The organism is Dyella soli (assembly GCF_054482295.1).
Genome location: NZ_JBTFFU010000002.1, coordinates 537,667 through 564,152, shown reverse-complemented (window position 1 = coordinate 564,152; position 26,486 = coordinate 537,667). Strand labels below are relative to the sequence as shown.

General features: G+C 68.0%; 21 protein-coding genes and 1 riboswitch. Of the genes, 6 read left to right on the top strand and 15 right to left on the bottom strand.

Annotation, left to right across the window (positions count from 1 at the left end):
* Positions 1-17: 17 nt before the first annotated feature.
* From ACXU4B_RS12945 to clpB, 9 genes are all read right to left on the bottom strand, one after another.
* Positions 18-740 (bottom strand): adenosylcobinamide-GDP ribazoletransferase, encoded by a 723-nt coding sequence (locus ACXU4B_RS12945; RefSeq protein WP_131412851.1) that lies wholly within the window; start codon positions 738-740, stop codon positions 18-20.
* The gene (locus ACXU4B_RS12940; RefSeq protein WP_131411880.1) at positions 737-1,315 is read right to left on the bottom strand and encodes a histidine phosphatase family protein; all 579 of its coding nucleotides are present in this window, start codon (positions 1,313-1,315) and stop codon (positions 737-739) included. Before ACXU4B_RS12940 ends, ACXU4B_RS12945 begins: the two co-directional genes overlap by 4 nt.
* Complete coding sequence (gene cobT / locus ACXU4B_RS12935) at positions 1,312-2,358, bottom strand: nicotinate-nucleotide--dimethylbenzimidazole phosphoribosyltransferase (protein ID WP_131411882.1); 1,047 nt, start codon at positions 2,356-2,358, stop codon at positions 1,312-1,314. Before cobT ends, ACXU4B_RS12940 begins: the two co-directional genes overlap by 4 nt.
* Positions 2,355-2,876, bottom strand: a complete 522-nt coding sequence (gene cobU / locus ACXU4B_RS12930) for a bifunctional adenosylcobinamide kinase/adenosylcobinamide-phosphate guanylyltransferase (protein WP_131411884.1) — start codon at positions 2,874-2,876, stop codon at positions 2,355-2,357. Before cobU ends, cobT begins: the two co-directional genes overlap by 4 nt.
* Entirely contained in the window at positions 2,864-4,342 is a 1,479-nt protein-coding gene (locus tag ACXU4B_RS12925; protein ID WP_131411886.1) for a cobyric acid synthase, read from the bottom strand. Before ACXU4B_RS12925 ends, cobU begins: the two co-directional genes overlap by 13 nt.
* Complete coding sequence (locus tag ACXU4B_RS12920; protein ID WP_131411888.1) at positions 4,339-5,637, bottom strand: cobyrinate a,c-diamide synthase; 1,299 nt, start codon at positions 5,635-5,637, stop codon at positions 4,339-4,341. The genes ACXU4B_RS12925 and ACXU4B_RS12920 overlap by 4 nt, the downstream gene beginning before the upstream one ends.
* A 9-nt stretch (positions 5,638-5,646) precedes the next feature.
* The gene (gene cobO / locus ACXU4B_RS12915) at positions 5,647-6,282 is read right to left on the bottom strand and encodes a cob(I)yrinic acid a,c-diamide adenosyltransferase (RefSeq protein ID WP_131411890.1); all 636 of its coding nucleotides are present in this window, start codon (positions 6,280-6,282) and stop codon (positions 5,647-5,649) included.
* Between the two features lie 170 nt (positions 6,283-6,452).
* A complete protein-coding gene (gene btuB / locus ACXU4B_RS12910) occupies positions 6,453-8,300 on the bottom strand; it encodes a TonB-dependent vitamin B12 receptor (protein WP_240734146.1) in 1,848 nt (615 codons plus the stop codon).
* A 113-nt stretch (positions 8,301-8,413) separates the two neighbouring features.
* A riboswitch (cobalamin riboswitch) is annotated at positions 8,414-8,653 on the bottom strand.
* Positions 8,654-9,050: 397 nt separating this feature from the next.
* Entirely contained in the window at positions 9,051-11,633 is a 2,583-nt protein-coding gene (gene clpB / locus ACXU4B_RS12905) for an ATP-dependent chaperone ClpB (RefSeq protein ID WP_131411892.1), read from the bottom strand.
* Between the two features lie 254 nt (positions 11,634-11,887).
* Between clpB and otsB the strand changes: the two genes are divergently transcribed.
* From otsB to otsA, 3 genes are read left to right on the top strand one after another with little or no spacing between them, the layout of a single operon-like run.
* On the top strand, positions 11,888-12,631 hold the full coding sequence (otsB, locus tag ACXU4B_RS12900; RefSeq protein WP_458910884.1) for a trehalose-phosphatase: 744 nt from the start codon (positions 11,888-11,890) through the stop codon (positions 12,629-12,631).
* Positions 12,603-14,414, top strand: coding sequence for a glycoside hydrolase family 15 protein (locus ACXU4B_RS12895; protein ID WP_131411896.1), 1,812 nt, complete (start codon positions 12,603-12,605; stop codon positions 14,412-14,414). Before otsB ends, ACXU4B_RS12895 begins: the two co-directional genes overlap by 29 nt.
* A complete protein-coding gene (gene otsA / locus ACXU4B_RS12890; RefSeq protein ID WP_131411898.1) occupies positions 14,411-15,799 on the top strand; it encodes an alpha,alpha-trehalose-phosphate synthase (UDP-forming) in 1,389 nt (462 codons plus the stop codon). Before ACXU4B_RS12895 ends, otsA begins: the two co-directional genes overlap by 4 nt.
* A gap of 14 nt (positions 15,800-15,813) precedes the next feature.
* Here the strand turns inward: otsA and pgeF are convergent, their stop codons facing one another.
* Positions 15,814-16,566: a peptidoglycan editing factor PgeF gene (gene pgeF, locus ACXU4B_RS12885; RefSeq protein ID WP_131411900.1), complete on the bottom strand. Its 753-nt coding sequence runs from the start codon at positions 16,564-16,566 to the stop codon at positions 15,814-15,816.
* A gap of 4 nt (positions 16,567-16,570) precedes the next feature.
* Positions 16,571-17,548: a 23S rRNA pseudouridine(1911/1915/1917) synthase RluD gene (gene rluD / locus ACXU4B_RS12880; RefSeq protein ID WP_131411902.1), complete on the bottom strand. Its 978-nt coding sequence runs from the start codon at positions 17,546-17,548 to the stop codon at positions 16,571-16,573.
* A 70-nt stretch (positions 17,549-17,618) separates the two neighbouring features.
* On the opposite strand from rluD, the gene ACXU4B_RS12875 reads away from it, so the two are divergent.
* Positions 17,619-18,458, top strand: a complete 840-nt coding sequence (locus tag ACXU4B_RS12875; protein ID WP_131411904.1) for an outer membrane protein assembly factor BamD — start codon at positions 17,619-17,621, stop codon at positions 18,456-18,458.
* A 116-nt stretch (positions 18,459-18,574) separates the two neighbouring features.
* Here ACXU4B_RS12875 and ACXU4B_RS12870 read toward each other — a convergent pair whose 3' ends face one another.
* From ACXU4B_RS12870 to sucC, 4 genes are all read right to left on the bottom strand, one after another.
* A complete protein-coding gene (locus tag ACXU4B_RS12870) occupies positions 18,575-20,206 on the bottom strand; it encodes an NAD+ synthase (RefSeq protein ID WP_131411906.1) in 1,632 nt (543 codons plus the stop codon).
* Between the two features lie 65 nt (positions 20,207-20,271).
* Positions 20,272-20,889 (bottom strand): LysE/ArgO family amino acid transporter, encoded by a 618-nt coding sequence (locus tag ACXU4B_RS12865; protein ID WP_131411908.1) that lies wholly within the window; start codon positions 20,887-20,889, stop codon positions 20,272-20,274.
* Between the two features lie 125 nt (positions 20,890-21,014).
* The gene (sucD, locus tag ACXU4B_RS12860; RefSeq protein WP_131411910.1) at positions 21,015-21,890 is read right to left on the bottom strand and encodes a succinate--CoA ligase subunit alpha; all 876 of its coding nucleotides are present in this window, start codon (positions 21,888-21,890) and stop codon (positions 21,015-21,017) included.
* A gap of 14 nt (positions 21,891-21,904) precedes the next feature.
* Positions 21,905-23,110 (bottom strand): ADP-forming succinate--CoA ligase subunit beta, encoded by a 1,206-nt coding sequence (gene sucC, locus ACXU4B_RS12855; protein ID WP_276322581.1) that lies wholly within the window; start codon positions 23,108-23,110, stop codon positions 21,905-21,907.
* Between the two features lie 263 nt (positions 23,111-23,373).
* Between sucC and ACXU4B_RS12850 the strand changes: the two genes are divergently transcribed.
* Complete coding sequence (locus ACXU4B_RS12850; RefSeq protein ID WP_131411914.1) at positions 23,374-25,029, top strand: sensor histidine kinase; 1,656 nt, start codon at positions 23,374-23,376, stop codon at positions 25,027-25,029.
* A 54-nt stretch (positions 25,030-25,083) separates the two neighbouring features.
* The gene (locus ACXU4B_RS12845; protein WP_131411916.1) at positions 25,084-26,484 is read left to right on the top strand and encodes a sigma-54-dependent transcriptional regulator; all 1,401 of its coding nucleotides are present in this window, start codon (positions 25,084-25,086) and stop codon (positions 26,482-26,484) included.
* The last annotated feature ends 2 nt before the right edge of the window (positions 26,485-26,486 follow it).

Here is a 26,486-nt window from a genome sequence, read left to right as displayed (position 1 = left end):
TCAACGGCTTGCCGGCGTCAGGCGGCCAGGGCCAGCACGACCAGCACGGCCGCCTCGGTCAATTCGGCCAGGGCGCCGCAGGTATCGCCGGTGATGCCACCCAGCCGCCGCAGGCAGGCACGGCGCCAGCCCCCGAACACCACCAGGGCCACGGCCATGGCGGCCATGCCGGGCCAACCGGCCAACGCGCACAGCAGCAGGGCGAACCCCAGGCCGGCAGCGCAGGCCAGGCGCGGCGCGGCCTTGAGCGCACTGCCCAGGCCGCCGCTGCGCACATAAGGCGTCACCATGAAAGCCGCCGTCAGCGCCGTGCGTGCCAGCAGCGGCGATAGCCACAGCGCCGCACTGTGGGCAGGCAGGCTGGCCAGCGCGGCGAACTTCAGCAGCAGCACGATGACCACCGCCGTGACGCCCATGGGTCCGCTGCGCGGATCCTTCATGATGGCAAGCGTGCGCTCGCGATCGCCCAGACCGCCCGCCCACGCGTCCGCGCTGTCGGCCAGGCCATCCAGGTGAAGGCCGCCGGTGAGGCCGACCCATGCCGCCAGCACCAGCGCGGCGGCCAGCAGCGGCGGTGCCGCCGACAACGGCCACGACGCGCCCCACAGCAGTCCGCCGATCAACAAGCCCACCAGCGGATAGCAGGCCAGGGACGACGGCGCCGCGGGATGCTGCAACGCCCAGGCCGGCATCGGCAGGCGGGTAAGGAAACCCACGGCGGCGAGCAGGCCGCGCATCAGGCGTGCGCCTGCCGTTCCGACGACACCTGCCAGTCCAGCGCATGCAGCGAGGCATGGGGCACGTCGAGGTTCGCCATGTCGCCAAAGTCGCGCCCTTCCGCTTCGCAGCGCAATAGCCGGATGGCCCCGCCGTGCGTCACCACCAGCACGCGGCGCGACTGGGCTTCGATGGCCACATCGTCCAGCGCTGCGCACAGGCGCTGGCGGAACGCGCAGAACGACTCCCCGCCCGGTGGCGGGCAGTTGACCGGATCGGCCCAGAAGCGCGCCAGCGCGTCGCCCTGCTCCGCGGCCAGCGTCTCGATGGGCACGCCCTGCCACGCACCGAAGTGGTATTCGGCCAGCCGGGGGTCGACCCGCAGCGGCACGCGCCGGGCCACGGCGAGGTCATGGGCAAAGTCGGCACATCGGCGCAGCGGCGAGGTAACGATGGCCTCCCAGCCGCGCCCGAAGATCGCCGCGCGCAATTGCGTCCAGCCCAGCGCGCTGAGACTGTCGTCCAGTTGCCCGCGATAGCTGCGCTGACCCGTGTCCCCGTGCCGCAACAGGTCGATGCCGACATGCCTTCCACTCATGCGTTGCTCACTCCCGCCTGCGCAAACGTCGCCATCTGCGCATGCAGCACGCAAGCCAGGCGCATGAGCGGAACCGCGGTGGCCGCGCCGCTCGCCTCGCCCAGGCGCAGGCCGAGGTCGAGCAGCGGCGTCGCGTCCAGCGCAGCGAGCACGCGCTCGTGCCCACGCTCGCGCGAACGATGGGCGAAGAACATCCACGCCCGGCAGTCCGGCTGGATGCGCACCGCCGCCAGGGCGGCGACCGTGCTGATGAAACCATCCACCAGCACCGCCACCCCGCGTTGCGCGGCGGCGACATAGGCACCGGTCAGCGCAGCAATCTCGAACCCGCCAAGCCGCGCCAGCCACGTCAGGGCGTCGGCGTGCGCTCCATAACGACCCAGTGCGCGTGCGATGACGGCCACCTTGTGCTCGATGCCCGCGACGTCCAGCCCGGTGCCGGCGCCGGCCAGCAGCACCGGCGATTCGCCCAGCAGCGCGCATGCCAGCGCGGCCGCCGAGGTGGTGTTGGCGATGCCCATCTCGCCACCGATGAACAGCTGCGCATCGGCTGCCTGCGCACTGGCCACGCTGTCGGCGCCGCTGCGCAATGCCGCATCGAGCTGCGCCGGCGACATCGCCGGTTGCTCGCAGAAGTTGTGCGTCTGCGGCGCAATCACGGCGCGCCTGACCCCGGGCAGTTCGCCCGGATCATTCACTGTGCCGAGGTTGACTACTTCCAGGGTGGCGCCAAGGGCACGCGCAAGCACGCTGATGGCTGCGCCACCGCTGGCGAAATTGCGGATCATCTCCCCGGTCACCACCTGCGGGTACGCCGACACGCCCTCGGCAGCCACGCCATGGTCGGCAGCGAACACGCTGATCCACACCTGCCGCAGCGCCGGCTGCGGGTTGCGCTGCAATCCGGCGAGCCGGATGGCCACCTCCTCCAGCGCACCGAGCGAGCCGGGCGGCTTGGTCAGCTGCTGCTGGTGCGCCCGTGCACGTTCGGCACTTTCGGCATCGACGGAGAGGCATGGGTCAAGCAGCCATGTCTGGCTCATGCAAGGTTTCCTTTCATCACGAGCGGCAGTCCCGCCGCAACAAACAACACGCGTTCGCAGCGGGCGGCGAGCGCTTGGTGCAAGCGCCCCGCTTCATCGACAAAACGCCGGCTCAGCTCGCCCAGCGGCACGACGCCGAGGCCCACCTCGTTGCTTACCAGCACGACCTGGCCCGCCAGCAAGGGCAGGACGTCGAGCAGCGCCGCACGCTCGCGCGCAAGGCAAGACGGATCGGCGGCGCCGAGCAGGTTGCTCAGCCACAGCGTGAGGCAGTCGACCAGCACGCAGCTTCCGGGCCGTGCATGGGCACGCAACGCGTCGGCCAGCGCCAGCGGCTCCTCGACGATCTGCCAGTGACCGGGCCGGCGCGAGCGGTGGTGCGCGATGCGCGCCGCCATCTCCTCGTCGTGCGCCTGCGCGGTGGCGATGTACACCACGCCGTGTCCCGTCGCGGTAACCATCTGCTCCGCCAGCGCGCTCTTGCCGGAACGGGCACCACCAAGGATCAGCGTGCGCATGTCGGTCCTTCGCGACCCAATAGTCGCAACAGGGTGTTGATATCCAGGTGGGCTTCCACGGCGTCGGCCAGGCGATCGATGGCGGCTTCGCGCAGCGCACGCATGTCGACCGGCTGCGCATCGCGCAGGCCGGCCCAGTCCAGCAGCGCGGCAAGTGCCTGCGGCTCGTCGAACAGGCCGTGCAGATAGCTGCCCAGCACCTGCCCATCCGGCGACAGCGCGCCATCACGCGTGCCGCCATCGAGCACGCTCGCCGGTCGCGCGAGCGCCGCACCGTCGCTCACGCCGCAATGGATCTCGTAGCCGCTCACGCGCGCCCCTCCCTGGGCCAGCCTGCCTTGCACGCGGCGCAGCTGCTTGCGCGGTTCCAGCGTGGTCTCCATGTCCAGCCAGCCCAGTCCTTCGCTCGAGCCCGCCTCGCCCTCGATGCCGTGGGGATCGTGCACGGCGCGGCCGAGCATCTGGAAGCCACCGCAGATGCCGATCAATTTGCCGCCGTAGCGCAGGTGGCGAGCGATGGCCTGCGTCCAGCCATGCTCGCGCAACCACGCCAGGTCGGCGCGGGTGGCCTTGGAACCGGGCAAGACGATCAGGTCGCATGCCGGCGGCGCTTCGTCCGGCCCGACGAACAGCAGTTCGACTTCGGGATGCGCGCGCAAGGCATCGAAGTCGGTGTGGTTGCTGATGCGTGGCAGCGCGGGTACCGCCACGCGCAAGCGCGCGCCATCCTTGCGCGTGCGCTCGCGCGGCAGCGCATCTTCCGCCTCCAGTTGCAGGCCATGCAGGTAGGGCAACACGCCAAGCACCGGCTTGCCGGTCTCGCGCACGAGCCAGTCAAGCCCAGGTTGCAGCAGCGCCATGTCGCCGCGGAATCGATTGATGACAAAGCCGACGACGCGATCGCGCTCGCCGGGCGACAGCAAGGCCAGCGTGCCGACCAGGTGCGCGAACACGCCGCCACGGTCGATGTCGGCGATCAGCAGCACCGGGCAGTCCACCGCCTCGGCGTAACCCATGTTGGCGATGTCGCGATCACGCAGGTTGATCTCGGCGGGACTGCCGGCGCCCTCGACGATCACCGCCTCGTAGGTCGCGATGAGCCGCGCATGCGATGCCAGCACGGCGTCCATCGCGATGCGCTTGTAGTCGTGGTAGCCGCGCGCATCCATGTTGGCGATGGCGTGACCGTGCACGATGACCTGTGCACCGACGTCGCTGTCGGGCTTCAGCAGCACGGGATTGAAGTCCGTGTGCGGCGCCACGCGCGCGGCCTGCGCCTGGACGGCCTGGGCGCGGCCGATTTCGCCACCGTCGACCGTCACGGCCGAGTTGAGCGCCATGTTCTGCGGCTTGAATGGCGCCACCGCCACGCCACGCCTTTGCAACCACCGGCACAGGCCGGTGACCAGCGCGCTCTTGCCCGCATCGGACGTGCAGCCCTGCACCATCAGCACTCCCGTGCTCATGGCAGGAACAGCCTCGCGGCCGCCTCGGGACTGGACGGAAAATACGCATGCATGAAACTGGCGGTCAGGCGCTGGCGCCGGTAGACGCCTTCACGGCTCGGCCCGTGGTCCGGATTGAGCGCCATCGCCAGCGGCTCGGCATCGATCTGCGCATGGGCGTAGTGGAACGTGTGCCCGCGCAAGCGGCCTTCGGGCAGGCTGACCGCCTGCAAGCCCAGGCCACCCAGACGTTCCTGCATGGTGGCGTGCCCAGGCAACAGGCCGGCCATGGTGAAGTCCCCACCGTCACGCGCCGCCAGCCTGTCGAGCGCATAAAGCATCCCGCCGCATTCGGCCAACAGCGGCCTGCCGGCATCGACATGCGCGTGCAGCGACTGGCGCAAGTCGTCGTTGCGCGACAGTGCCGCCAGATGCAGTTCCGGATAGCCGCCTGGCAACCACGCCGCGTCGCATGCGGGCAGCGCATCCCCCGCCACGGGCGAAAAGAATTGCAGCTGGGCACCGGCGGCGCGCAGCACGTCAAGATTGGCCGGGTAGATGAAACAGAACGCCGCATCGCGCGCGATCGCAATGCGCCGTCCGGCCAGCAATGAGACCGCAGGCGCCTCCGCTACGGCGGCAAACGCCACCGGCGGCGGCAATCCCGGCGCGGCGTGCGTGGCCCAGGCGTCTGCCAGCGCATCGAGCCTTGCATCGATATCGCCGAGCTCATCCGCCGGGACCAGACCCAGGTGACGCTCGGGCAAGGCGAGTGCAGTGTCGCGTGGCAAGGCACCCAACCAGTGCAGATCCGCCGGCAGGCTCTCGGCCAGCAACTGTGCGTGATAGGCACCGCCGATGCGATTGGCGGCCACGCCATACACCTGCAGGCCGTCGCGATACCTTGCCAGCCCCGTGGCGACGGCGCCGAATGTCTGCGCCATCGCCGAGCCGTCGATGACGGCGAGCACCGGCAGCCCAAGGCGTTGCGCGAGGTCGGCGCTGGATTGGCCGCCGTCGAACAAGCCCATCACGCCCTCGACCAGGATCAGGTCGGCCTCGCCGGCGGCGTGATGCAGGCGCGCGCGCACGTCGTCCTCGCCACCCATCCACAGGTCGAGCTGATATACCGGCGCGCCGCTGGCGCGTTCCAGCAGCATCGGATCGAGAAAGTCGGGACCCGTCTTGAAGACGCGGACCCGTCGCCCGGCGCGCACGTGCCAGCGGGCCAGAGCGGCCGTCACGGACGTCTTGCCCTGGCCGGACGCCGGGGCGGAGATCAACAGGGCCGGGCAATGCCTGGCTTTGATTGTCATGGGCTCGACCTAGAGTTCAATGCCTTTCTGCGCCTTGATGCCGGCCTCGAAGGCATGCTTGACCAGCCGCATCTCGGTGACCGTGTCCGCCAGTGCCAGCAGCGCATCGGGCGCACCCCGCCCGGTGACCACGACATGCTGGGCGGGTGGTCGCGCGGCCAGTGCGTCGCACACCTGCGCCACTCCGACATAGCCCTTGACCAGCGCGATGTTGAGTTCGTCGAGCAACACGAAATCGTAGCGCGCGTCGGCCAGCATGCCGGCGGCCACCTGCCAGGCCGCCTGCGCCGCTCGGATGTCGCGCTCGCGGTCCTGGGTTTCCCAGGTGTAGCCCTCGCCCATCACGTGATAGTCGAGCTCGTCGGGAAAGCGCCGGAAGAACGCCTCCTCGCCCGTCGAAAAGCTGCCCTTGATGAACTGCACCACGCCGGCATGAAAACCATGGCCAAGCGACCGTGCCAGCATGCCGAAACCCGACGAACTCTTGCCCTTGCCGTTGCCCGTGTTCACCACCAGCACGCCTCGCTCGATGGTGGCGCGGGCGATCTTGCGGTCCACCAGTTCCTTCTTGCGCTGCATGCGCTCGCGATGCCGCTGCGCGGTCGCGTCGCCTTCGTCGCGTGGCTGGTCCGGCGTGTGGGTCATGCTCCAGCCTCCTCGGCGACGGGCACAGCGAATGTTGCCGTCATCAGCAGCACGAGGATCGTGGACAACAAGGCAAAACGGGGACCGGATCGTGCTTTCATCATGCGACTCCTGGCTCTGTGTCTCGGGTGGAGTGCGCCGGGCCGATCGAGCCGACCCGTCGCACACGCTTACTGCATCGGCTGATAACGAAGGGTCAGCATGACGTTGCGACCCGGCTGGTTGTAGTACCACGCGGTCTCATAGTCCTTGGCGAACGCGTTATTGAGTGCGAACTGCAGCTTCCAGTCGCGCGCGAACGCATAGGCGACGCGCAGGTCGGTGAGCGCATAGCCACCCAGCGGATGCGTGTTGGCCAGATCGTCATAGCGCCGGCCCGACACGTACCAGCTGCCACCGGCGCTGAAGGCGCCAAAGCTGCGGTCGACATCGACGCAGGCCATCTGGCGCGCGCGCCGCGGCAACAGGTTGCCGTCATAGCCGGCCGACTCGTCGCGCGGATCCAGCCAGGTTGCCGTGCCGGTCACCTGCCAGCCGACCAGCCGACCGCTCACCACCGCTTCCGCGCCGCGGATGCGGGCTTCTTCCACGTTGCCCGGCGCGCCGGTCGAGGCGTCGTAGGTGATCAGGTCGTCCACCTTGTTGCGGAACGCATTGAGCGACCAGTACCCCCAGCCATGGCTGCCACGCAGGCCGAGTTCGATGTTCTGCGAGGTTTCCGGCTTCAGGTCGGGATTGCCGTAGTACGGGTAGTACAGCTCATTGAAGGTCGGCGCCCGGAAGGCAGTGCCGTAGCTCGCGGTGACGCGCAGGGCTCGGGTGAAATCCCAGCCCCACAGCAGACTGCCGGTATTCCGGCCGCCAAACTGACTGTTGTCGTCGCGGCGCACGCTGGCCTGCAGCGACTGGCGGCCGAACACCTGCTGCCACTGTACGAACAGGCCGCGGTCGATGCGGCGGTCCTGCGCATAGCTGGTCGTGCTGTCCACGCCATCGCGTTGCCAGTCGTAGCCGGTGCTCAGCAGGCCGCCGCCAAGTCCGATATCCGCCTGCAGCGAACCGATGTCGCGATGCGTGTCGAACCGGTCCACGTAGACGCCGTGCAGATAGTCCTTGCTGAAGTCACCGCTGCTGCCGAAGCTCAGGCTAAGCGTGAAATCCTCGCGGGGACGGTAGTGCAGACGTCCGCCGACGACCTGTGTCGCGCTCTGGTCGGAATCGGTGTACGAGCCGTCATACCAGTTGTGGCCTTCACTGCGGAACAGCCGCATATCGGCATCCCAGTGTTCGTCGAAGCGATAGCCGCCCTGCGCGGTCAGCGCGTTGTTGCGGTAACCGTCATGGTCCGGCTGGTCGGCAAAACAGGCGGCACCGGCTTCGGCGGCGCCGACGCGGCAGGCATTGATCCCGTGCGTCTGCTCGTGCGACGCCTCCAAGGCATACCAGCCGTTGCCGTGCTGCCCGGCGATGCCGGCCGAACCTGCGAGATGGTCATAGCTGCCGACGCCCACGCTGAAGCTCGGCACGAAGGCGCCCTCGGGACGTCGCGTGAAAATCTGGATCACGCCGCCGATGGCCTCGGAGCCATAGAGGCTGGAGAACGGGCCGCGCACGATTTCGATGCGCTCGATCTGTTCGACTGGAATGTCCTGCAGCGCCGGCGTGCCGAGCGTGGCAGAGCCGATCTTGATGCCGTCGACCAGCACCAGCACGTGCTCGGACTCCGTGCCACGCAGGAACACGCTGGTTGCCTTGCCCGGACCGCCGTTGTTGGACAGCGCCATGCCCGGCGTACCGCGCAGCAAGTCGGCCAGCGAGGTGGGCTGCAGGCGCTCGATGTCGGCGCGATCGATCACGGTCACCGCCGACAGGGTCTGGTCCTGCGTCTGCGCCGTTCGCGTCGCGGTGACGACTACGCCGTTGAGGTCGGTGGCGGCGTCCGCAAAGACGGGAGAAAACACGCACAACAAGGCCGCCGACAACAAGCTTCGACGGACACCAAACGTCTGGATCAACACTGCATGGCTCCTTCTACCGCGCCTGCCCGCGCGGAATGCATGGAAGAAGACAGGCGGAAGGAGAGATGGCGGCCATGCCAGGGGCATGACATCCACGACATTGCCCACCGCATGCCTGGTCATGCCTCGAGGCCGGTCTCCGGGCTCGCGAACGAAGACATGGATGTCTTCCGGACCGACGCCTTCCCATGCACGTGGCACAGTGGCTTGATGTCGTCCCGGCGATCCCCGGGGGATCGCGGCTCGCCTACCGTTGCGGGGGCAGCTCCGGAATGGGCGCACAGGCGCTGCACCGGATTCCCGTTTCAACCACCGGCATACGGCCGGCGGTCACCTCAGGCGCAGGCATCGTAGCAGACCGGAATGATGCGGACGGTGGGTGTTGCTTAAGCCCCTCGCCCTTTGGCGACCCGAAGGGAGTCCCCGTGGGACCGGCACCTTCTCCCGGCGGGAGAAGGGTTCCTTCGATGAGCCTTGCCTTAGCCCCTCTCCCCTTGGGAGAGGGGTTGGGGTGAGGGTGCGGGGCTTGCGTAGCCTTCCAATCTCACGCTCCGCCCGAACCCTCATCCGCCTGCCGGCACCTTCTCCCGAGGGGAGAAGGGTTCCTTCAATGGGACTTGCCGTAACCCCTCTCCCTGCGGCGACCCGAAGGTAGTCCCTGTGGGAGAGAGGGGTTGGGGTGAGGGTACGGGGCTTGCGCAGCCTTGCACTAGCGCGAAACGAGCGCCCCGCATTCTCAACATCCCGCCATCACTGCTTGCGGAACGTCAGGTGCCCTTGCGCCGCCTCCACCACGATGGTGTCGCCCGGCGCGAAACGAGCTTCGAGGATCTCCCTGGCCAGCGGGTTCTCCAGCTGTTGCTGGATCGCCCGCTTGAGCGGACGCGCGCCATACACCGGATCGAAGCCCACATTGCCCAGCAGGTCGAGTGCCTTGTCGCCGATCTCCAGCTTCAGCTGGCGCTCGGCCAGGCGCTTCTCCAGATAGGCCAGCTGGATCTTCGCGATGGCGCGGATCTGGCCCTTGCCGAGCGGGCGGAACACCACCAGTTCGTCGAGGCGGTTGATGAACTCCGGCCGGAAGTGCGCCTGCACCACGCCCAGCACCGACGCCTTCATCTGCATGTAGTCGGCCTCGCTGTCGCCTGCCTGCTCCTGGATCATCTGCGAGCCGAGGTTGGAGGTCATCACGATGACGGTGTTGCGGAAATCCACCGTGCGGCCCTGGCCATCGGTGAGGCGACCGTCGTCGAGCACCTGAAGCAGGATGTTGAACACGTCCGGATGGGCCTTCTCCACTTCGTCCAGCAGGATCACGCTGTACGGACGGCGTCGCACGGCCTCGGTGAGATAGCCGCCTTCTTCATAACCGACGTACCCGGGGGGCGCGCCGATCAACCGGCTCACGGAGTGCTTCTCCATGAATTCGCTCATGTCGATGCGCACCATCGCATCCTGCGTGTCGAACAGGAACTCGGCCAGCGCCTTGCACAGTTCGGTCTTGCCCACGCCGGTGGGGCCAAGAAACAGGAATGAGCCGTAGGGCCGATTCGGATCGGACAGGCCGGCACGCGCACGACGGATCGCATCGGACACGGCACGCACGGCCTCTTCCTGCCCCACCACGCGCCGTTGCAGCGCGCCTTCCATGTGCAGCAGTTTTTCGCGCTCGCCCTCGAGCATCTTGCTGACCGGGATGCCGGTCCAGCGCGACACCACTTCGGCGATCTCCTCTTCGGTGACGCGGTCCTGCACCAGTTTGAAGTCCTGCTTCTCGGCGGCCTGCGCCGCGGCGAGCTGCTTTTCCAGCTCGGGCAGCTTGCCGTACTGGATCTCGCTCATCTTGGCGTAGTCCTGCCGGCGCTGCGCCGCCTCCAGTTCCAACCGCGCGGCTTCGATCTGCTCCTTCACCTTGGTCGCGCCCTGCAGCGCGGCCTTTTCGGACTTCCAGATCTCGTTGAGATCAGAGAACTCCCGCTCGAGCTTTTCGATGTCGGCCTCCAGGTCGGCCAGGCGTTTCTTCGAGGCGTCGTCGGTCTCCTTCTTCAGCATCTCGCGCTGGATCTTCAGCTGGATCAGGCGACGCTCGAGGCGATCGAGCTCTTCCGGCTTGGAATCGATTTCCATGCGGATGCGCGAGGCCGCCTCGTCCATCAGGTCGATGGCCTTGTCGGGCAGCTGGCGATCGGGGATGTAGCGGTTCGAAAGGGTGGCCGCGGCCACGATGGCCGGATCGGTGATTTCCACGCCGTGGTGCACGGCGTAGCGCTCCTTGAGGCCACGCAGGATGGCGATGGTGTCCTCCACGCTGGGCTCGCCCACGTAGACCTTCTGGAAGCGCCGCTCCAGCGCGGCATCCTTCTCGATGTACTTGCGGTATTCGTCCAGCGTGGTGGCGCCGATGCAATGCAGCTCGCCGCGCGCCAGCGCCGGCTTGAGCATGTTGCCCGCATCCATCGCGCCATCGGCCTTGCCGGCGCCGACCATGGTGTGAAGCTCGTCGATGAACAGGATGATCTGGCCCTCGTTCTTGGCCAGGTCGTTGAGCACGGCCTTGAGGCGCTCCTCGAATTCGCCGCGGAACTTCGCGCCGGCGATCAGCGCGCCCATGTCGAGCGCGAGCACGCGGCGGTCGCGCAGGCCTTCGGGCACCTCGCCCTTGACGATGCGCTGCGCGAGGCCTTCGACAATCGCGGTCTTGCCCACGCCGGGCTCGCCGATCAGCACCGGGTTGTTCTTGGTGCGACGCTGCAACACCTGGATCGTGCGGCGGATTTCCTCGTCGCGACCGATCACCGGGTCCAACTTGCCCGACTCCGCGCGTGCGGTGAGGTCGATGCAGTATTTTTCCAGCGCCTGGCGCTGCTCTTCGGCGTTCTCGCTCTGCACTTTCTCGCCGCCGCGCAGCTTGTCGATGGCCGCCTCGAGATTGGCCTTGTGAGCGCCCGCTGCCTTGAGCGCGGCGCCGAGCTCGCCCTTGTCGTCCAGTGCGGCCAGCACGAACAACTCGCTGGCGATGAACTGGTCGCCGCGCTGCTGGGCCAGCTTGTCGGTGAGATTGAGCAGGCGGGTCAGCTCGTTGCCGGCATGCACGTTGCCTTCCTGCCCGCTCACGCGCGGCAGCCGCTCGAGCAGTTCGCTCACGCGCTGGCGCAGTGCGGGCACGTTGACCTGTGCCTGCGTGAGCAGCGGCGCGGTCGAGCCGCCCTGCTGGTCGAGCAGCGCGGCCATCACATGCACCGGTTCGAGCATGTTGTGGTCGCGTCCGACCGCCATCGATTGCGCGTCTGCCAGCGCCTGCTGGAAGCGCGACGTCAGTTTGTCCATCCGCATGGGTGCCCCTCGTCAAAGCTGTTTGGCGGCCGGACCGCCACTGTACGTTCATGTGCGGACGCCTCGTCGCGATTCAAGCGCGACAGCGCCCGCATTCACACCGAACTTTCAGTTAGCAGACACCATCCAGAGCTTGCCTTCACATTTGCCTTGATAGGCTCGGTGACGTGCTATCGCCTGCCCCCGTTTCCACCATGTCCGCTCAACCGCCCCTTCCAGCGCCGCCCCTGCCTGGCGTCGGTGACCACTGGGCTATGTTCCTCGACGTGGACGGTACGCTGCTCGATTTCGCCAGCCGTCCCGAGCAGGTATGCGTCGACTCACGCCTGCGCGAGCTGCTTGATGACCTGCACGCCACGCTCGACGGCGCCCTCGCCCTGGTGAGCGGCCGCAGCCTGGACGACCTGGACGACCTGTTTGGCCATCCGCCGTGGGCCATGGCCGGACTGCACGGGCTCGAGTTGCGTGGCGCCGACGGCGGCTATCGCGGCGTGCATATCGGCGAGGCACGGCGGTCGCTGGTGCGCGACATCGCCAGCACGATTGCCGCCGGCCTGCCGGGCGTGCTGCTGGAAGACAAGGGCATTGCGGTCGCCCTGCACTGCCGTACCTCGCCGGAGCAGTTCGACGCCCTGCGCGAGAGCGTGCATGCGCTGCTGCCGCAGCTTGCCGGCTACGAGATGCAGCAGGGACATTACGTGATCGAACTCAAGCCAGAGGGCATGGACAAGGGCAAGGCCGTGGCCGACCTGCTGGGCCGCTGGCCATTCAGCGGCAGGCTGCCGGTTTATGTCGGCGACGACCTCACCGACGAACTTGGATTTGCCACCGCCAACCTGGAGCGCGGGCTGAGCGTCCGCATCGGGTCACGCGAACCGAGCCTGGCCCGGTTCTCGCTGCCTGCGCCCGCCGCCACGCGCGCCTGGCTGTTCCGCGTACTGCACGCACTCAAGCATGGAGCCCTCTCGCATGCCGATTCCCTCGGAGGAAGCGCGTGACACCCAGTCCAGCCTGGCGCTGGGTGTCATTGGCAACTGCAGTGTTGCCGTACTGATCGACCAACGCGGACGCATCGTGTGGGGCTGCCTGCCCCGCTTCGACGGGGACGCAAGCTTCTGCGCGCTGCTCTCGCCGCACCGCGAAGGCGGTGACTGGACGATCGAACTGGAGGACTGCGAGCGCGCCGAACAGCACTACATGCCCAATACGGCCGTGCTGGTGACGCGCCTGTACGACCGGCACGGCGCCGGCGTGGAAATCGTCGACTTCGTCCCCCGCTACCGCAGCAAGGGGCGCTTCTATCATCCCGTCCTGATCGCGCGACGCGTGCGTCCGATCGGCGGCGCACCCCGCATACGCGTATTGCTTCGGCCGCTGTGCGACTACGGCGCGCAGGCGCCGCAGACCACCTCGGGCAGCAATCACATCCGCTATCTGCTCAGCGGCGTCGTGCAGCGCCTGACCAGTGACGTGGCGGTGCCGATGATCGAGCGCGGGATCCCGTTCGGACTCGATCGTCCGGCCCATTTCGTGTTTGGCCCCGACGAGACGCTCGGCCACAGCCCGGCCGACTTCATCCACCACACGCTGGAACGCACGCTGGCCTACTGGCGCGAATGGGTGCGCTACCTCTCGGTGCCCTACGAGTGGCAGGAGGCGGTGATCCGCGCGGCGATCACGCTCAAGCTTTGCCAGTACGAGGCCACCGGCGCGATCGTCGCCGCGCTGACTACCTCGATTCCCGAATCGCCCGGCTCGGCGCGCAACTGGGACTATCGCTACTGCTGGCTGCGCGACGCCGCGTTCACCGTGCGCGCGCTCAACCGGCTCGGCGCGACGCGCAGCATGGAGGAATACATCCGCTACGTGTTCAACCTGGTGGCAGCCGACGGCGAGCACGAGATTGGCCCGGTCTTTGGCATCACCTTCGAGCGCGAACTGACCGAAACCCAGGTGGACGGCCTGGCCGGCTATCGCGGCATGGGCCCCGTGCGCGTGGGCAACGATGCCTGGCGGCAGCGGCAGAACGACTCCTACGGCTCGGTCGTGCTGGCATCGGCGCAACTGTTCTTCGACCGACGCCTGGAACACCCGGGTGATGCGCAGACTTTCCATCGCCTTGAACGCATCGGGCAGAAGGCACTGCGCATGGCCGAGCAGACCGACGCCGGCCTGTGGGAGTTCCGCGGGCGCGCCGCCGTGCACACCTACTCGGCGGCGATGTGCTGGGCCGCATGCGATCGCCTGGCGCATATCGCGACCGAGCTTGGCCTCGGTGACCGCGCGCGTTACTGGCACGATGAGGCGGTGGCCTTGCATGCGCGCATCGAGGCGCGCAGCTGGAACGACAGCCTGGGCCATTTCGTCGATGCCTACGACGGCCAACACCTCGATGCGAGCCTGCTGCTGCTCGCCGACATCGGCTTCATCGACAGCAAGGACCCGCGCTTCGTCGCCACCGTGGACGCCATCGGCAGCGCGCTGGGTCGCGGCGACTATCTGTTCCGCTATATCGCCCCGGACGATTTCGGCGCACCCGAGACCAGCTTCAACATCTGCACCTTCTGGTACATCGAGGCGCTTGCCGCCACCGGTCGCAAGGAGCGCGCCCGGGCCATGTTCGAGCACATGCTGGCGCAGCGGAATCCGCTGGGCCTGCTCTCGGAAGACATCGCGCCCGGCACCGGCGAGCACTGGGGCAATTTCCCGCAGACCTATTCCCTGGTGGGCCTGGTCCAGGCGGCCATGCGCCTGTCGCGACGCTGGGAAGACGCATTGTGACGGTGGCGAGCCACGCCGGCCCGAGCCGCCTCGTCGTGGTGTCCAACCGGGTGGCGCTGCCGGAACAGACGGCCACCGGCGGACTGGCGTCGGCCATTGGCGCGGCGCTGCAGGAGCGCGGCGGACTGTGGTTCGGCTGGAGCGGCGAGGTGGCGCGGCAGACGGCCTCGGAAGTGCACCGGCAGCAGGACGGCAGGGTCGAGTACGCGACCATCGACCTCTCGCGCCGCGATCACGACGATTTCTACGACGGTTTCGCCAACCGCACTTTGTGGCCACTGCTGCACTACCGGCCCGACCTGGTCGACTACAACCGCAAGCACCTGGCCGGCTACCTGCGCGTCAACAACCTGTTCGCCGACCAGTTGATGTCGCTGATCGGTCCGCACGACCTGGTGTGGGTCAACGACTATCACCTGATCCCGCTGGCGGCCCTGCTGCGCGAACGCGGGGTGGGCAATCGCATTGGCTTTTTCCTGCATACGCCGCTGCCAGCGGCGGGACTGCTGATTGCCTTGCCGCGCCACGGCGAGCTGCTCGAAACGCTGGCCAGCTATGACCTGATCGGCTTGCATACGCCACGCGACCGGCGCGCGCTGGAGGAGTACTTCCTGTACGAGGCCGGCGCGACGATGCGGCACGACGGGCGCCTGCACACCCGCGGCGGACGCAGCTTCCGCGCCGAAGCGTTTCCCATCGGCATCGACACCCGCCAGGTGGCGGCCGAGGGCAACCGCGCCGACGAGCACGAGGAAATCCACCAGCTGCGCCAGAGCCTGGAAGGCCGGGCGCTGATCATCGGGGTGGACCGGCTCGATTATTCCAAGGGCCTACCGGAACGCTTCCACGCCTACGCCCGGCTGCTCGAACGCTCGCCCGCGCTGCACCGCAAGGTGACCTTCCTGCAGATCGCGCCACCCTCGCGCGGCGGCGTGCCCGAGTACCGGCAGATCCGGCGCGAGCTGGAACGCAGCGCCGGCCATATCAATGGCCTGTATGCCGCGCCCGACTGGGTGCCGATCCGCTACGTCAACAACTCGTTCCCGCACGCGCTGCTCAGCGGCTACTACCGCACGGCACGCGTAGGCCTGGTGACGCCGCTGCGCGACGGCATGAACCTGGTGGCCAAGGAATACGTGGCAAGCCAGGACCCGGAGGATCCCGGCGTGCTGGTGCTGTCGCGCTTCGCCGGCGCCGCGCAGGAACTCACCGAGGCGCTGCTGGTGAACCCGGCCGACACCGAGGAGGTCGCCGAAGCCCTCGAACGCGCGCTGACGATGCCCTTGCCGGAGCGGCGGGAACGCTGGCGCCGGATGATGGATGTGCTGGAGAAACAGGATGTGACGGCATGGCGCAATGCGTTCCTGCAGCGGCTCGCCGGCTAGCCGGGACGCCTGGCCTAATCGTCGATCCAGATCAGGCTGGCGAAGCGCCCGCTATGCGCCCCATCGCGACGGTACGAATAGAAGCGCGGATCGATGCGGGTATCGAAGCCGCCGCCGTGCACGCTCGCCGCGCCGGCTGCCAGCAGGCGGCGACGCGCCAGGCCGGCAAGATCGCATAGCCAGTGCCCGGGACGGGTCGGCGTGAAGCAGGCATCGGCGCCCGCGTCGGCGGCAAGGAAGGCGTCGTGCACCTCGTCGCCCACCTCGTAGCTGGGCGCGCCGATGCACGGCCCCAGCCATGCCATGACCTGCGATGGTGGCGCGGGCAGCGACGCCAGCGTCGCCTCGAGCACGCCGGCGAGCAGGCCGCGCCAGCCGGCGTGGGCGGCGGCGACCGCACGGCCGTCGACCGTGCAGAACAACACCGGCAGGCAATCGGCGGTCAGGATGGCCAAGGGCTCGCCGCTGCGACAGGTCACGGCCGCGTCGGCGCGCGGCTCGCCGTCATGTTCGGCGCCGTCGATGTCGGCCACGTCGATGCCGTGGACCTGCTGCAGCCAGTGCGGCGACCGCGGCAGCCCCAGCGCCGCCTGCACGGCGGCACGGTTCGCCGCCACCGCCAGCGGCGCGTCGCCGGAGCGCGCGCCGAGGTTCAGGCGGTCGTACGGTGCCACGGAAACACCGGGACCCTGCCGGGTGCTGACCGCGGCGCGCACCGGCGCGGGCGCCGGCCAGTCCGGCACGATCCATGGCGCCAGCTTGTCCATGGGCCTATTTCCAGTCATCCAGGCCCGCCCGGGCGGTGTCGGCACGCAAGGCATCGATCAGGGCCTGCTGGTCGGCCGGCCGTTCCGCGCTGAACGACAGCGGCTCGCGGGTCACCGGGTGCTCGAATGCCAGCCGCTCGGCGTGCAGCGCCTGGCGGCGGAAACCGCGCAGCGCCGCCGCCAGTTCGGCCGAGGCGCCCTTGGGCAGCTTCAGGCCGCCGCCGTACAGCGGGTCGCCCACCAGCGGATGGCCGATGTGGGCCAGGTGGACGCGAATCTGGTGCGTGCGGCCGGTTTCCAGGCTGCACTGGATCAGGCTGTGGGCCCGGAAGCGTTCACGCAGGCGGTAGTGGGTGACGGCGTGCTTGCCGTCCTCCTCGTCGCGCACGGCCTGGCGCAGGCGGTCGCCCATGTGCCGGCCAATCGGCGCATCCACCGTGCCGCCGGCCACCAGCGTGCCCAGCACCACCGCCTCGTACTGGCGCTCCACGTCGTGGCGGGACAGCATGTCCACCAGCGCGGTATGCGCCGCCAGCGTCTTGGCCACCACCATCAGGCCGGAGGTGTCCTTGTCCAGCCGGTGCACGATGCCGCCGCGCGGCAGCTGGGCCAGCACCGGGTCGTGGTGCAGCAAGGCGTTCAGCAAGGTGCCCGCGTTATTTCCTGCGCCCGGATGCACCACCAGCCCGGCCGGCTTGTTCAGCACCAGCACGTGCTCGTCCTCGTGGACGATTTCCAGCGCAATGGCCTCGGGCGCCAGCTCCACCTCGGCCTCCAGTTCAGCCTCCAGCCGCACCTGCTCCCCGCCGCGCAACAGCTGCCGGGGCGGCGCCACGACGCCATCCAGGGTGATGGCGCCGGCCTTGATCCAGGCCGTGAGGCGCGATCGCGAATAGTCCGGGAACATCTCGGCCAAGGCCTGGTCGAACCTCCGACCCGCGGCAGACAGGGGCACCGTGGCCTCATGACGAATCGTCGTCATGGCCGCCTGCCCGGGCCACCGGTGGTTTCGGCTATCATCCCTTTTCGATCAAACATCTGAACCCTTTCTCATGCGCGTAACCAAGCTGCCGGCTTTCAAAGTCTTTGTTGTGCTCGCCATCGCCCTGTCGATTAGCGCTTGCTCGATGTTCGGCCACAAGAAGGAGACCAACGATACCCTTCCGGTGGACAAGCTTTACGCCAAGGCCCATGACTCGCTCCAGCACGCCGACTATTCGGCGGCCGCCAAGGCTTACCAGCGCCTGATCGCGCGATTCCCGTCCGGTGACTACAACGAGCAGGCCCAGCTCGACCTGGGTTATGCCCAGTACAAAGACAACCAGATGGACGACGCTTACTCCACGATCAATCGCTTCATCAAGACGTATCCCACCCACAAACATGTCGATTATGCCTATTACCTGCGCGGTCTGATCAATTTCGACCGTACCGGCGGCGCCATGGAGCGCCTGCTGCAGTCCGGCGAGCCGCAGACGCGCCGCGACCAGGGCTTCAACCTGAAGTCGTTCGATGACTTCTCCGAGCTCTCGCGCCGCTACCCGGACAGCGCCTATACGGCCGATGCCCGCCAGCGCATGGTCTACCTGCGCAACCTGCTTGCCCAGTACGAGATCAACGTGGCCGAGTTCTACCTGCGCAACGAGGCCTATGTGGCCTCGGCCGACCGCGCCCAGTACGTGATCGAGCACTACCAGCAGGCGCCGCAGACCGGCGACGCGCTGGCCATCCTGACGCGCAGCTACCTGGGCATGGACCAGAAGAACCTCGCGGACCAGACGCGCCAGGTGCTGGCCCTCAACTACCCGAAGCACCCGTACCTGACCGATCCGAAGTGGCCGCACTCGCCGTCCATCATTCGCAAGATGATCCCGTTCTCGGGTCATCATTGATCCAGCGGCCGACACGTCGGCGTGAATGAAAGGCCGGTGGGCGCAAGCTCACCGGCCTTTTCTTTGGCTCCGGGGCAGCCCAGGGCCGCGAACGGGAGGCAAGGCCCGGCGTCGCCTTACTTCCACCCCGACGTGATCGGATAGCGCCGTTCGCGCCCGAACGCCCGCGTGGTGACACGCGGCCCCGGTGCCGCCTGCCGGCGCTTGAACTCGTTGAGCAGCACCAGCCGGACCACGCGGCGCACGGTGTCCGCGTGGAACCCCTGCGCGGCAATCTCGGCCTGCGACTGCTCGGCCTCGATGAAGCGCGCGAGGATGGCGTCCAGTTCCTCGTAGGGCGGCAGCGAATCCTGGTCGGTCTGGTTGTCGCGCAGCTCGGCCGATGGCGGACGATCGATCACGGCGGCGGGAATCGCATCGGGTGCGCCCATGCGCCCCGCCTGTGCGTTGCGCCATCGCGAAAGGCGGTAGACGACGGTCTTGTAGACGTCCTTCAGCGGCGCGTAGGCACCGCACATGTCGCCGTACAGGGTGGCGTAGCCAACCGCCATCTCGCTCTTGTTGCCGGTGGCCAGCAACAGGCGGCCATGCTTGTTGGACAGCGCCATCAGCATCACGCCACGCGTGCGCGACTGCAGGTTTTCCTCGGTGGTGTCGGCCGGCTTGCCGCGGAAAGCCGGGGTGAGCGCATCGATGAAGGATTGATACGTGTGCTCGATATCGATCACGTGGTAATCCACGCCCAGCTGCTCGGCCTGCGCGCGCGCGCCGTCGAGCGAAAGCTGCGAGGTATAGCGCGTGGGCATCATCACCGCGGTCACCCGATCGGCGCCCAGCGCGTCCACGGCCAGGGCCAGCGTCAGCGCCGAATCGATGCCGCCGGACAAGCCGAGCAGGACGCCGGAAAAACCGTTCTTGTCGATGTAGTCGCGAATGCCGCGCACGAGCGCCGCGTAGAGCGTGGCCTCGGCCGAGTGATCGGGAACCTCCGGCCAGGCTTCGGCACGCAGCGTGCGGGTTTCGCGGTCGAACTCGGCCCACAGCAAGGCATCGACAAACGTGGGCGCACGCGCCGCGATGGTGCCATCCGCATTGACCAGCAGCGAACCGCCGTCGTACACGACTTCGTCCTGACCACCGATCAGGTTGAGGTAGACGATGGCGCAGCCGGTCTCCTGCGCACGCGCCAGCAGTACCTGTTCGCGGCTCGACTGCTTGGCGTCGTCCCACGGCGAGGCGTTGATCACCACGATCAGTTCGGCGCCCGCGGCGGCAGCCCTGGCCGCGGGCTCGGGCTCCCAGATGTCTTCGCAGATCAGCATGCCGACCGGCACGCCATCGATCATCGCCACCGCGCTGTCGCATCCCGGGCGGAAATAGCGCTTGTCGTCGAACACGCCGTAGTTCGGCAGCGCCTGCTTGTGCGTGGTCAGCTCGATGCGGCCGCCGCGCAACAGGCTGGCCGCGTTGTACACCTCGCCCTCGCTGTGCGGGTGGCCCACCAGCGCGGCCACGCCGTTGGTGGAGGCGGCCAGCGCGTTGAGCTCGCACTGGCAGGCGGCCAGGAAACTCGGCCGCAGCAGCAGGTCCTCCGGCGGGTAGCCGCTCAGGGTGAGCTCGGGAAACACCACCAGGTCGGCGCCACCTTCGCGCGCCTGTTCCATCAGGTCGCTGACCTTGGCGGCATTGGCGGCCACCGCACCGACCGGGAAATCGAACTGGGCCAGCGCGAGACGTAGGGAGGACATACCGCTGAATCCGTGCTTCGGGGATAGCTGCCTATGATACCCGAGGCCGCCGCGCGCCCCGCCGCTCAGGCCGCCCGCGGGAGCAGCAACAGGGCTGCCAGCGTGAGCATGAAGGCCGCCACCGCCACATCGAACACCCGCCACGCCGCCGGGCTGCGGAACACCGGCAGCAGCAGGCGGGCGCCATAGCCCAGGGCGGCAAACCACAGCAGGCTGGCGGTGGACGCGCCGCCGGCAAAGGCCCAGCGCCCCTCCCCGGCGTAACGGGTGGAAAGGCTGCCCAGCAGCACCACCGTGTCGAGGTACACGTGCGGATTGAGCAGGGTGAAGCCCAGGCAGGCGAGCACCACGCGGCCGCGGCTGCCGCTGCCGTTGCCGGCCGGTTGCAGGCCGCTCTCGCCCTGCCAGGCCCGTCGCAGCGCCAGCGCGCCATAGGCCGCCAGGAACGCGGCGCCCGCGTAGCGCAGCCATTGCAGCAGACCGGGATGCTGTTGCACGGCCAGGCCCATGCCGGCGACACCGAGCAGGATCAGGCTGATATCGGCCAGCACGCACACCAGCACCACGGCACCGACGAAGTGGCGCTGCAGGCCCTGCCGCAGCACGAACGCGTTCTGCGCGCCGATCGCGATGATCAGGCCGGCGCCCGCACCGAGGCCGGCCAGGAAAGCCGATGGGTACATGGGGACTCCTCCAAACGCGGTGGTGGTGCCGCGGGGTGGTCGCGCACGACGCGCGCTGCGGCCAACGGGCTCAAAAAAAGGGCCGCATCGCTGCGGCCCTTTTCACATCGGTCGAGAAAACCCGATTACTTCTTCATCAGACCCGCGAGGGTCTTGCCGAGGTCGGCCGGCGACTTCACCGTGGTGACGCCTGCCTTCTCCAGCGCGGCGAACTTCGCCGCCGCCGTGCCCTTGCCGCCCGAGATGATCGCGCCGGCATGGCCCATGCGCTTGCCCGGAGGAGCCGACGCACCGGCGATGAACGAAACCACCGGCTTGGTGACGTACTCGCCGATGAATTCGGCGGCGTCTTCTTCAGCGCTGCCGCCGATTTCGCCGACCATGATGATGCCTTCGGTCTGCGGATCGTCCTGGAACAGCTTCAGGCAGTCGATGAAGCTCAGGCCGTTGATCGGGTCACCGCCGATGCCGATCACGGTGGACTGGCCCAGGCCTTCGTTGGTGGTCTGGAACACCGATTCGTACGTCAGCGTGCCGGAGCGGGACACGATGCCGACCTTGCCCGGCATGTGGATGTGACCCGGCATGATGCCGATCTTGCACTCGCCCGGGGTGATGATGCCGGGGCAGTTGGGACCGATCAGCACGGTTTCCGGATGCTGGGCCAGCACGTTCTTCACGCGCAGCATGTCCAGCACCGGGATGCCCTCGGTGATCGCCACGATCACGCGGATGCCGGCGTCGATCGCCTCGAGGATCGAGTCGGCCGCGAACGGCGGCGGCACGAAGATGACGGACGCATCGGCACCGGTCTCGTCGACCGCTTCGGACACCGAGTTGAAGACCGGCAGGCCGATATGCTCGCTGCCGCCCTTGCCCGGGGTGATGCCGCCGACAACCTTGGTACCGTAATCGAGCGCCTGCTGCGCGTGGAAGGTGCCCTGCTGGCCGGTGAAGCCCTGCACGAGGACCTTGGTGTTCTTGTTAACGAGAACGCTCATGGTTCAGTTGCTCCTCAGGCCTTGGCCGCAGCCACGGCTTTCTGGGCCGCATCGTTGAGATCGTTGGCCGGCGTGATCGCCAGGCCGGAGTTGGCGAGCAGTTCGCGGCCCAGTTCCACGTTGGTGCCCTGCAGGCGCACCACCACGGGGATCTTCAGACCCACTTCCTTCACGGCCGCGATGATGCCTTCGGCGATCAGGTCGCAACGCACGATGCCGCCGAAGATGTTGACCAGGATGGCCTTCACCTTGTCGGAGGAGAGGATGAGCTTGAACGCCTCGGTGACGCGCTCCTTGGTGGCGCCGCCGCCGACGTCGAGGAAGTTGGCCGGCTCGCCGCCTGCCAGCTGGATCACGTCCATGGTGGCCATGGCCAGGCCTGCGCCGTTGACCATGCAGCCGATGGAGCCGTCCATCGTCACGTAGTTGAGGTTGTGCTGCACGGCAGCCGCTTCGGCCTGGTCTTCCTGGGTCAGGTCGCGCATGGCGGCCAGGTCCGGGTGACGGAACTCGGCGTTGTCGTCGGAGTTGACCTTGCCGTCGAGGGCGGCGAGGTTGCCGTCTTCGAGGATGGCGAGCGGGTTCAGCTCGACCAGGGCCAGGTCCTTCTCGTTGAACAGCTTGTACAGGCCCAGCATGATCTTGGTCAGCTGGCTGACCTGCTTCGCGTTGAGGTCCATGGCGAAGCCGAGCTGGCGGCACTGGTACGGCTGCAGGCCTTCCACGAAGTCCACCACGATGGTGTGGATGTCTTCCGGGGTGTCCTTGGCGACCTGCTCGATGTCCACGCCGCCGTGCTTGGAGGCGATGAACGAGACGGACTTGCTGTCACGGTCGGTCAGGATCGACAGGTACAGTTCCCTGGCGATGTTGGTGGCGTCGGTGACCAGCACCAGGTTCACCGGCAGCGCGCGGCCGGCCGACTGGTAGGTTTCCATGTTGGTGCCCAGCATGCCCTTGGCAGCTGCGCGCACGTCGTCGAGGCTCTTGCAGAACTTCACGCCGCCGGCCTTGCCGCGGCCACCTGCGTGGATCTGTGCCTTGACCATCCACTGCGAGCCACCAAGGTGCTTGGCGGCGTCGACAGCAGCGTCGGGAGAGTTGGCGACCTTGCCCGGCGGCACGGCAATGCCGTACTGCGCGAACAGTTCTTTGGCCTGGTACTCGTGGAAATTCATTCGATACCTCGAGAGTACGGGGAAACATGGCGGCCGCCACAGGCTGTGGGGCCTGGGCGGTCAGGGGGAACGACGGCGATACGAGCGCTGCCGGGATGCAATGCGCCGCCGCCATGCCTGTCGACAAGACGAAAACCGCGCAATACGGCCCGGTATTTTCGCGGAAGCGGGCGCCAATGGAAAGGGGCGGGTCGATTTCCCCTGCCTGTCGCCGGGGTGGGCGGCAGGCCCACCACAAGCTGTGAATACCGCGTCTATACTGGGCTGAGCCGTCCGATCCAGCCCACTCGAGAGTACCCAGCCAGGTGTCCAGCACCGTACAGCCCGCGTACCCCAGCGCCCGCCCCTCGCCGGAAGCGGCCCGCCACGAGCTCCTGTTCCTCAACTGCTTCCGCCTCGCCCAGGCCCTGGTCTATGTGGGCCTTGCGCTGAGCCCGAACGCCCTGGGCTGGCCCAAGCTGGCCGACGCGGGCCTGGCCCGCGGCGTGGCGGTGCTGTTCCTGCTGTTCGCGCTGGGCATGCTGTCGCTGACCCGGCGCTCCACGCCGTGGATCCGCCTGACCGTATCGGGTGCGCTGGTGGTGGACATCATCGCCGCCGTACTGGCCATCGCCACCATGCACGATGCGCGCATCGGCATCGCGATGATGCTGGCCGTGAACCTGGCCGCCGGCGCGCTGATCCTGCCGCTGCGGCTGTCGTGCTTCTTTGCCGCCGTGGCCACGCTGGGCGTGCTTGGCCACTCGCTGCTGGAGGGCCAGCACAGCGACGTCGGCATGGACCGCGAGCTGCTCGAATCGAGCCTGTTCGGCCTGGCCTATTTCTCCATCACCGTGCTCTGCTACGTGCTCAGCCGGCAGATCCGCGCCACCGAGGCGCTGGCCGAGCAGCGTGGCGTGGACCTGGCCAACCTGGCCCAGGTCAACGAACTGATCATCCGCCGCATGAAGACCGGCGTGCTGCTGGTGGACGACGCCAACCGCATCCACCAGATCAACGAGTCGGCCTGGATGCTGCTGGGCAACCCGGCGGCCGACCAGCGCGACCTCGGCCGCGTGGCGCCGGAGCTGTCACGCCGGCTGTACCACTGGATGACCTCGGGCAAGCTGGACGAATCGGCCACCCAGCTGGCCGACGGCGTGCCCGAAGTGGTGCCCCGTTTCAGCCGCCTGGCCCCAAATGACGACTCCCACGTGCTGATCTTCCTGGACGACACCTCGCTGGTGTCGCGCCGGGCGGAGGAACTGACGCTCAGTTCGCTGGGCCGGTTGTCGGCCTCCATTGCCCACGAGATCCGCAACCCGCTGGCGGCCATCCGCTATTCGGCGCAGCTGCTGGCCGAGTCGACGCACATGGATGCCACCGACCAGCGCATGGTCGAGATCATCAACAACCACTGCGTGCGGCTCAACGAGATCATCGAGAACATCCTGCAGCTGTCCCGGCGCGAGCGCTCGCGGCCCGAGACACTCGACCTTGGCCACTGGGCCAATGGCTTCGTGGAGGAATACCGCCAGGGCAACGACCTGGGCGAGGACACCCTGCGCGTGATCCAGGCGAGCACGCCGGTGGCCGCCGTGGCCGACCCGCAGCAGCTGCAGCAGGTGGTGTGGAACCTGGTGCAGAACGCCCTGCGCTACGGGCGCATGCCCGGCGAACCGGCCCGCGTGATGGTCGTGGCGCGGCATGGCGAGCACGGCGTGCCGGTGCTCGAGGTCATCGACCGGGGCCCGGGCATCGCGCCCAAGGTGGCCGCACAAATTTTCGAACCGTTCTATACGACCCACGAATACGGCACGGGCCTTGGCCTGTACCTGGCCCGCCAGATGAGCGAAGCGAACCAGGCATCGCTGGAATACGTGCGCGTGGCCGGTGGCGGCAGCTGCTTCCGGCTGGTCCTGACCCCGCCGGCGCGGGGACCGGCCGAACACGGGGACGCCGCGCGCACGGCGAAACTTTGACCCTTGCGCGCATCGCCTAGTAACCTTCTGACGTTATCGCCTGCCTGAGACATCATGAGCGCACAGACCGTCCTGGTCATTGACGACGAACGCGACATTCGCGAATTGCTCACCATCACGTTGGGTCGCATGGACCTGCAGGTGGAGGCGGTGGGCACGGTGGCCGAGGCTCGTCGTGCGCTCGGTGAGCGCAGCTACGACCTTTGCTTCACCGACATGCGGCTGCCGGACGGCACCGGCCATGAGGTCATCGAGCTGATCGCGGCCGAGCACCCGGACACGCCGGTGGCGATGATCACGGCCTACGGCAATGTCGACGCGGCGGTCAGCGCGCTCAAGGCCGGCGCCTTCGACTTCGTGTCCAAGCCGGTCGACATCCAGATGCTGCGCCGACTGGTGCGCACGGCCCTGCGCCTGGCCGAGGAAAAGCGCAGCGGCCAGGCCACGGCCAAGCCCGACGGCAATGAACGCCTGATCGGCGAGTCGCCGGCGATGCAGCAGGTACGTTCCACCATCGGCAAGCTCGCCCGCAACCAGGCGCCGGTCTACATCGCCGGCGAATCGGGCGTGGGCAAGGAGCTGGTCGCCCGCCTGATCCACGAGCAGGGCCCGCGCGCCAGCGGCCCGTTCGTGCCGGTGAACTGCGGCGCCATTCCGTCCGAACTGATGGAAAGCGAGTTTTTCGGCCATCGCAAGGGCAGCTTCACCGGCGCGGTCGGCGACAAGGAAGGCCTGTTCCAGGCGGCCAACGGCGGCACGCTGTTCCTCGACGAGGTGGCCGAGCTGCCGCTGCACATGCAGGTCAAGCTGCTGCGCGCCATCCAGGAGAAGGCCGTGCGTCCGATCGGCGCCCGCGAGGAAGTGCCGGTCGACGTGCGCATCCTGTCGGCCACGCACAAGAATCTTGCCGCACTGGTCGAACAGGGCCAGTTCCGCCAGGACCTGTTCTATCGCATCAACGTGATCGAGCTGCGCGTGCCGCCGCTGCGCGAGCGCCGGGGCGACGTCGCGCTGCTGTCCAGCTTCGTGCTGCGCCAGCTGGCCAACAAGAGTGGCGGCGCCCTGGGGCGCCTGCTTCCGGCCGCGCAGCAGGCACTGGAGGCTTACGACTTCCCCGGCAACGTGCGCGAGCTGGAGAACGTGCTCGAACGTGCCATGGCGATGTGCGATGGCGACGAAATCGACGTGAGCGACCTGATGCTGCCGCAGCGCACGCCGCGCCAGCACGCCGAGGCAGGCAGCCTGGCGCCGGGCATGGCCCCGGCCGCACCGCCGGCCGCCGCGCCGCCGCCGACGGCCGACGGTGGCCTCGACGACTACATCAGCAACCTCGAGCGCACGGCGATCATCAAGGCGCTGGAAGAGTCGCGCTACAACAAGACCGCCGCCGCCAAGAAGCTCGGCATCACCTTCCGTGCCCTGCGCTACAAGCTGAAGAAGCTGGGCATCGACTGAGT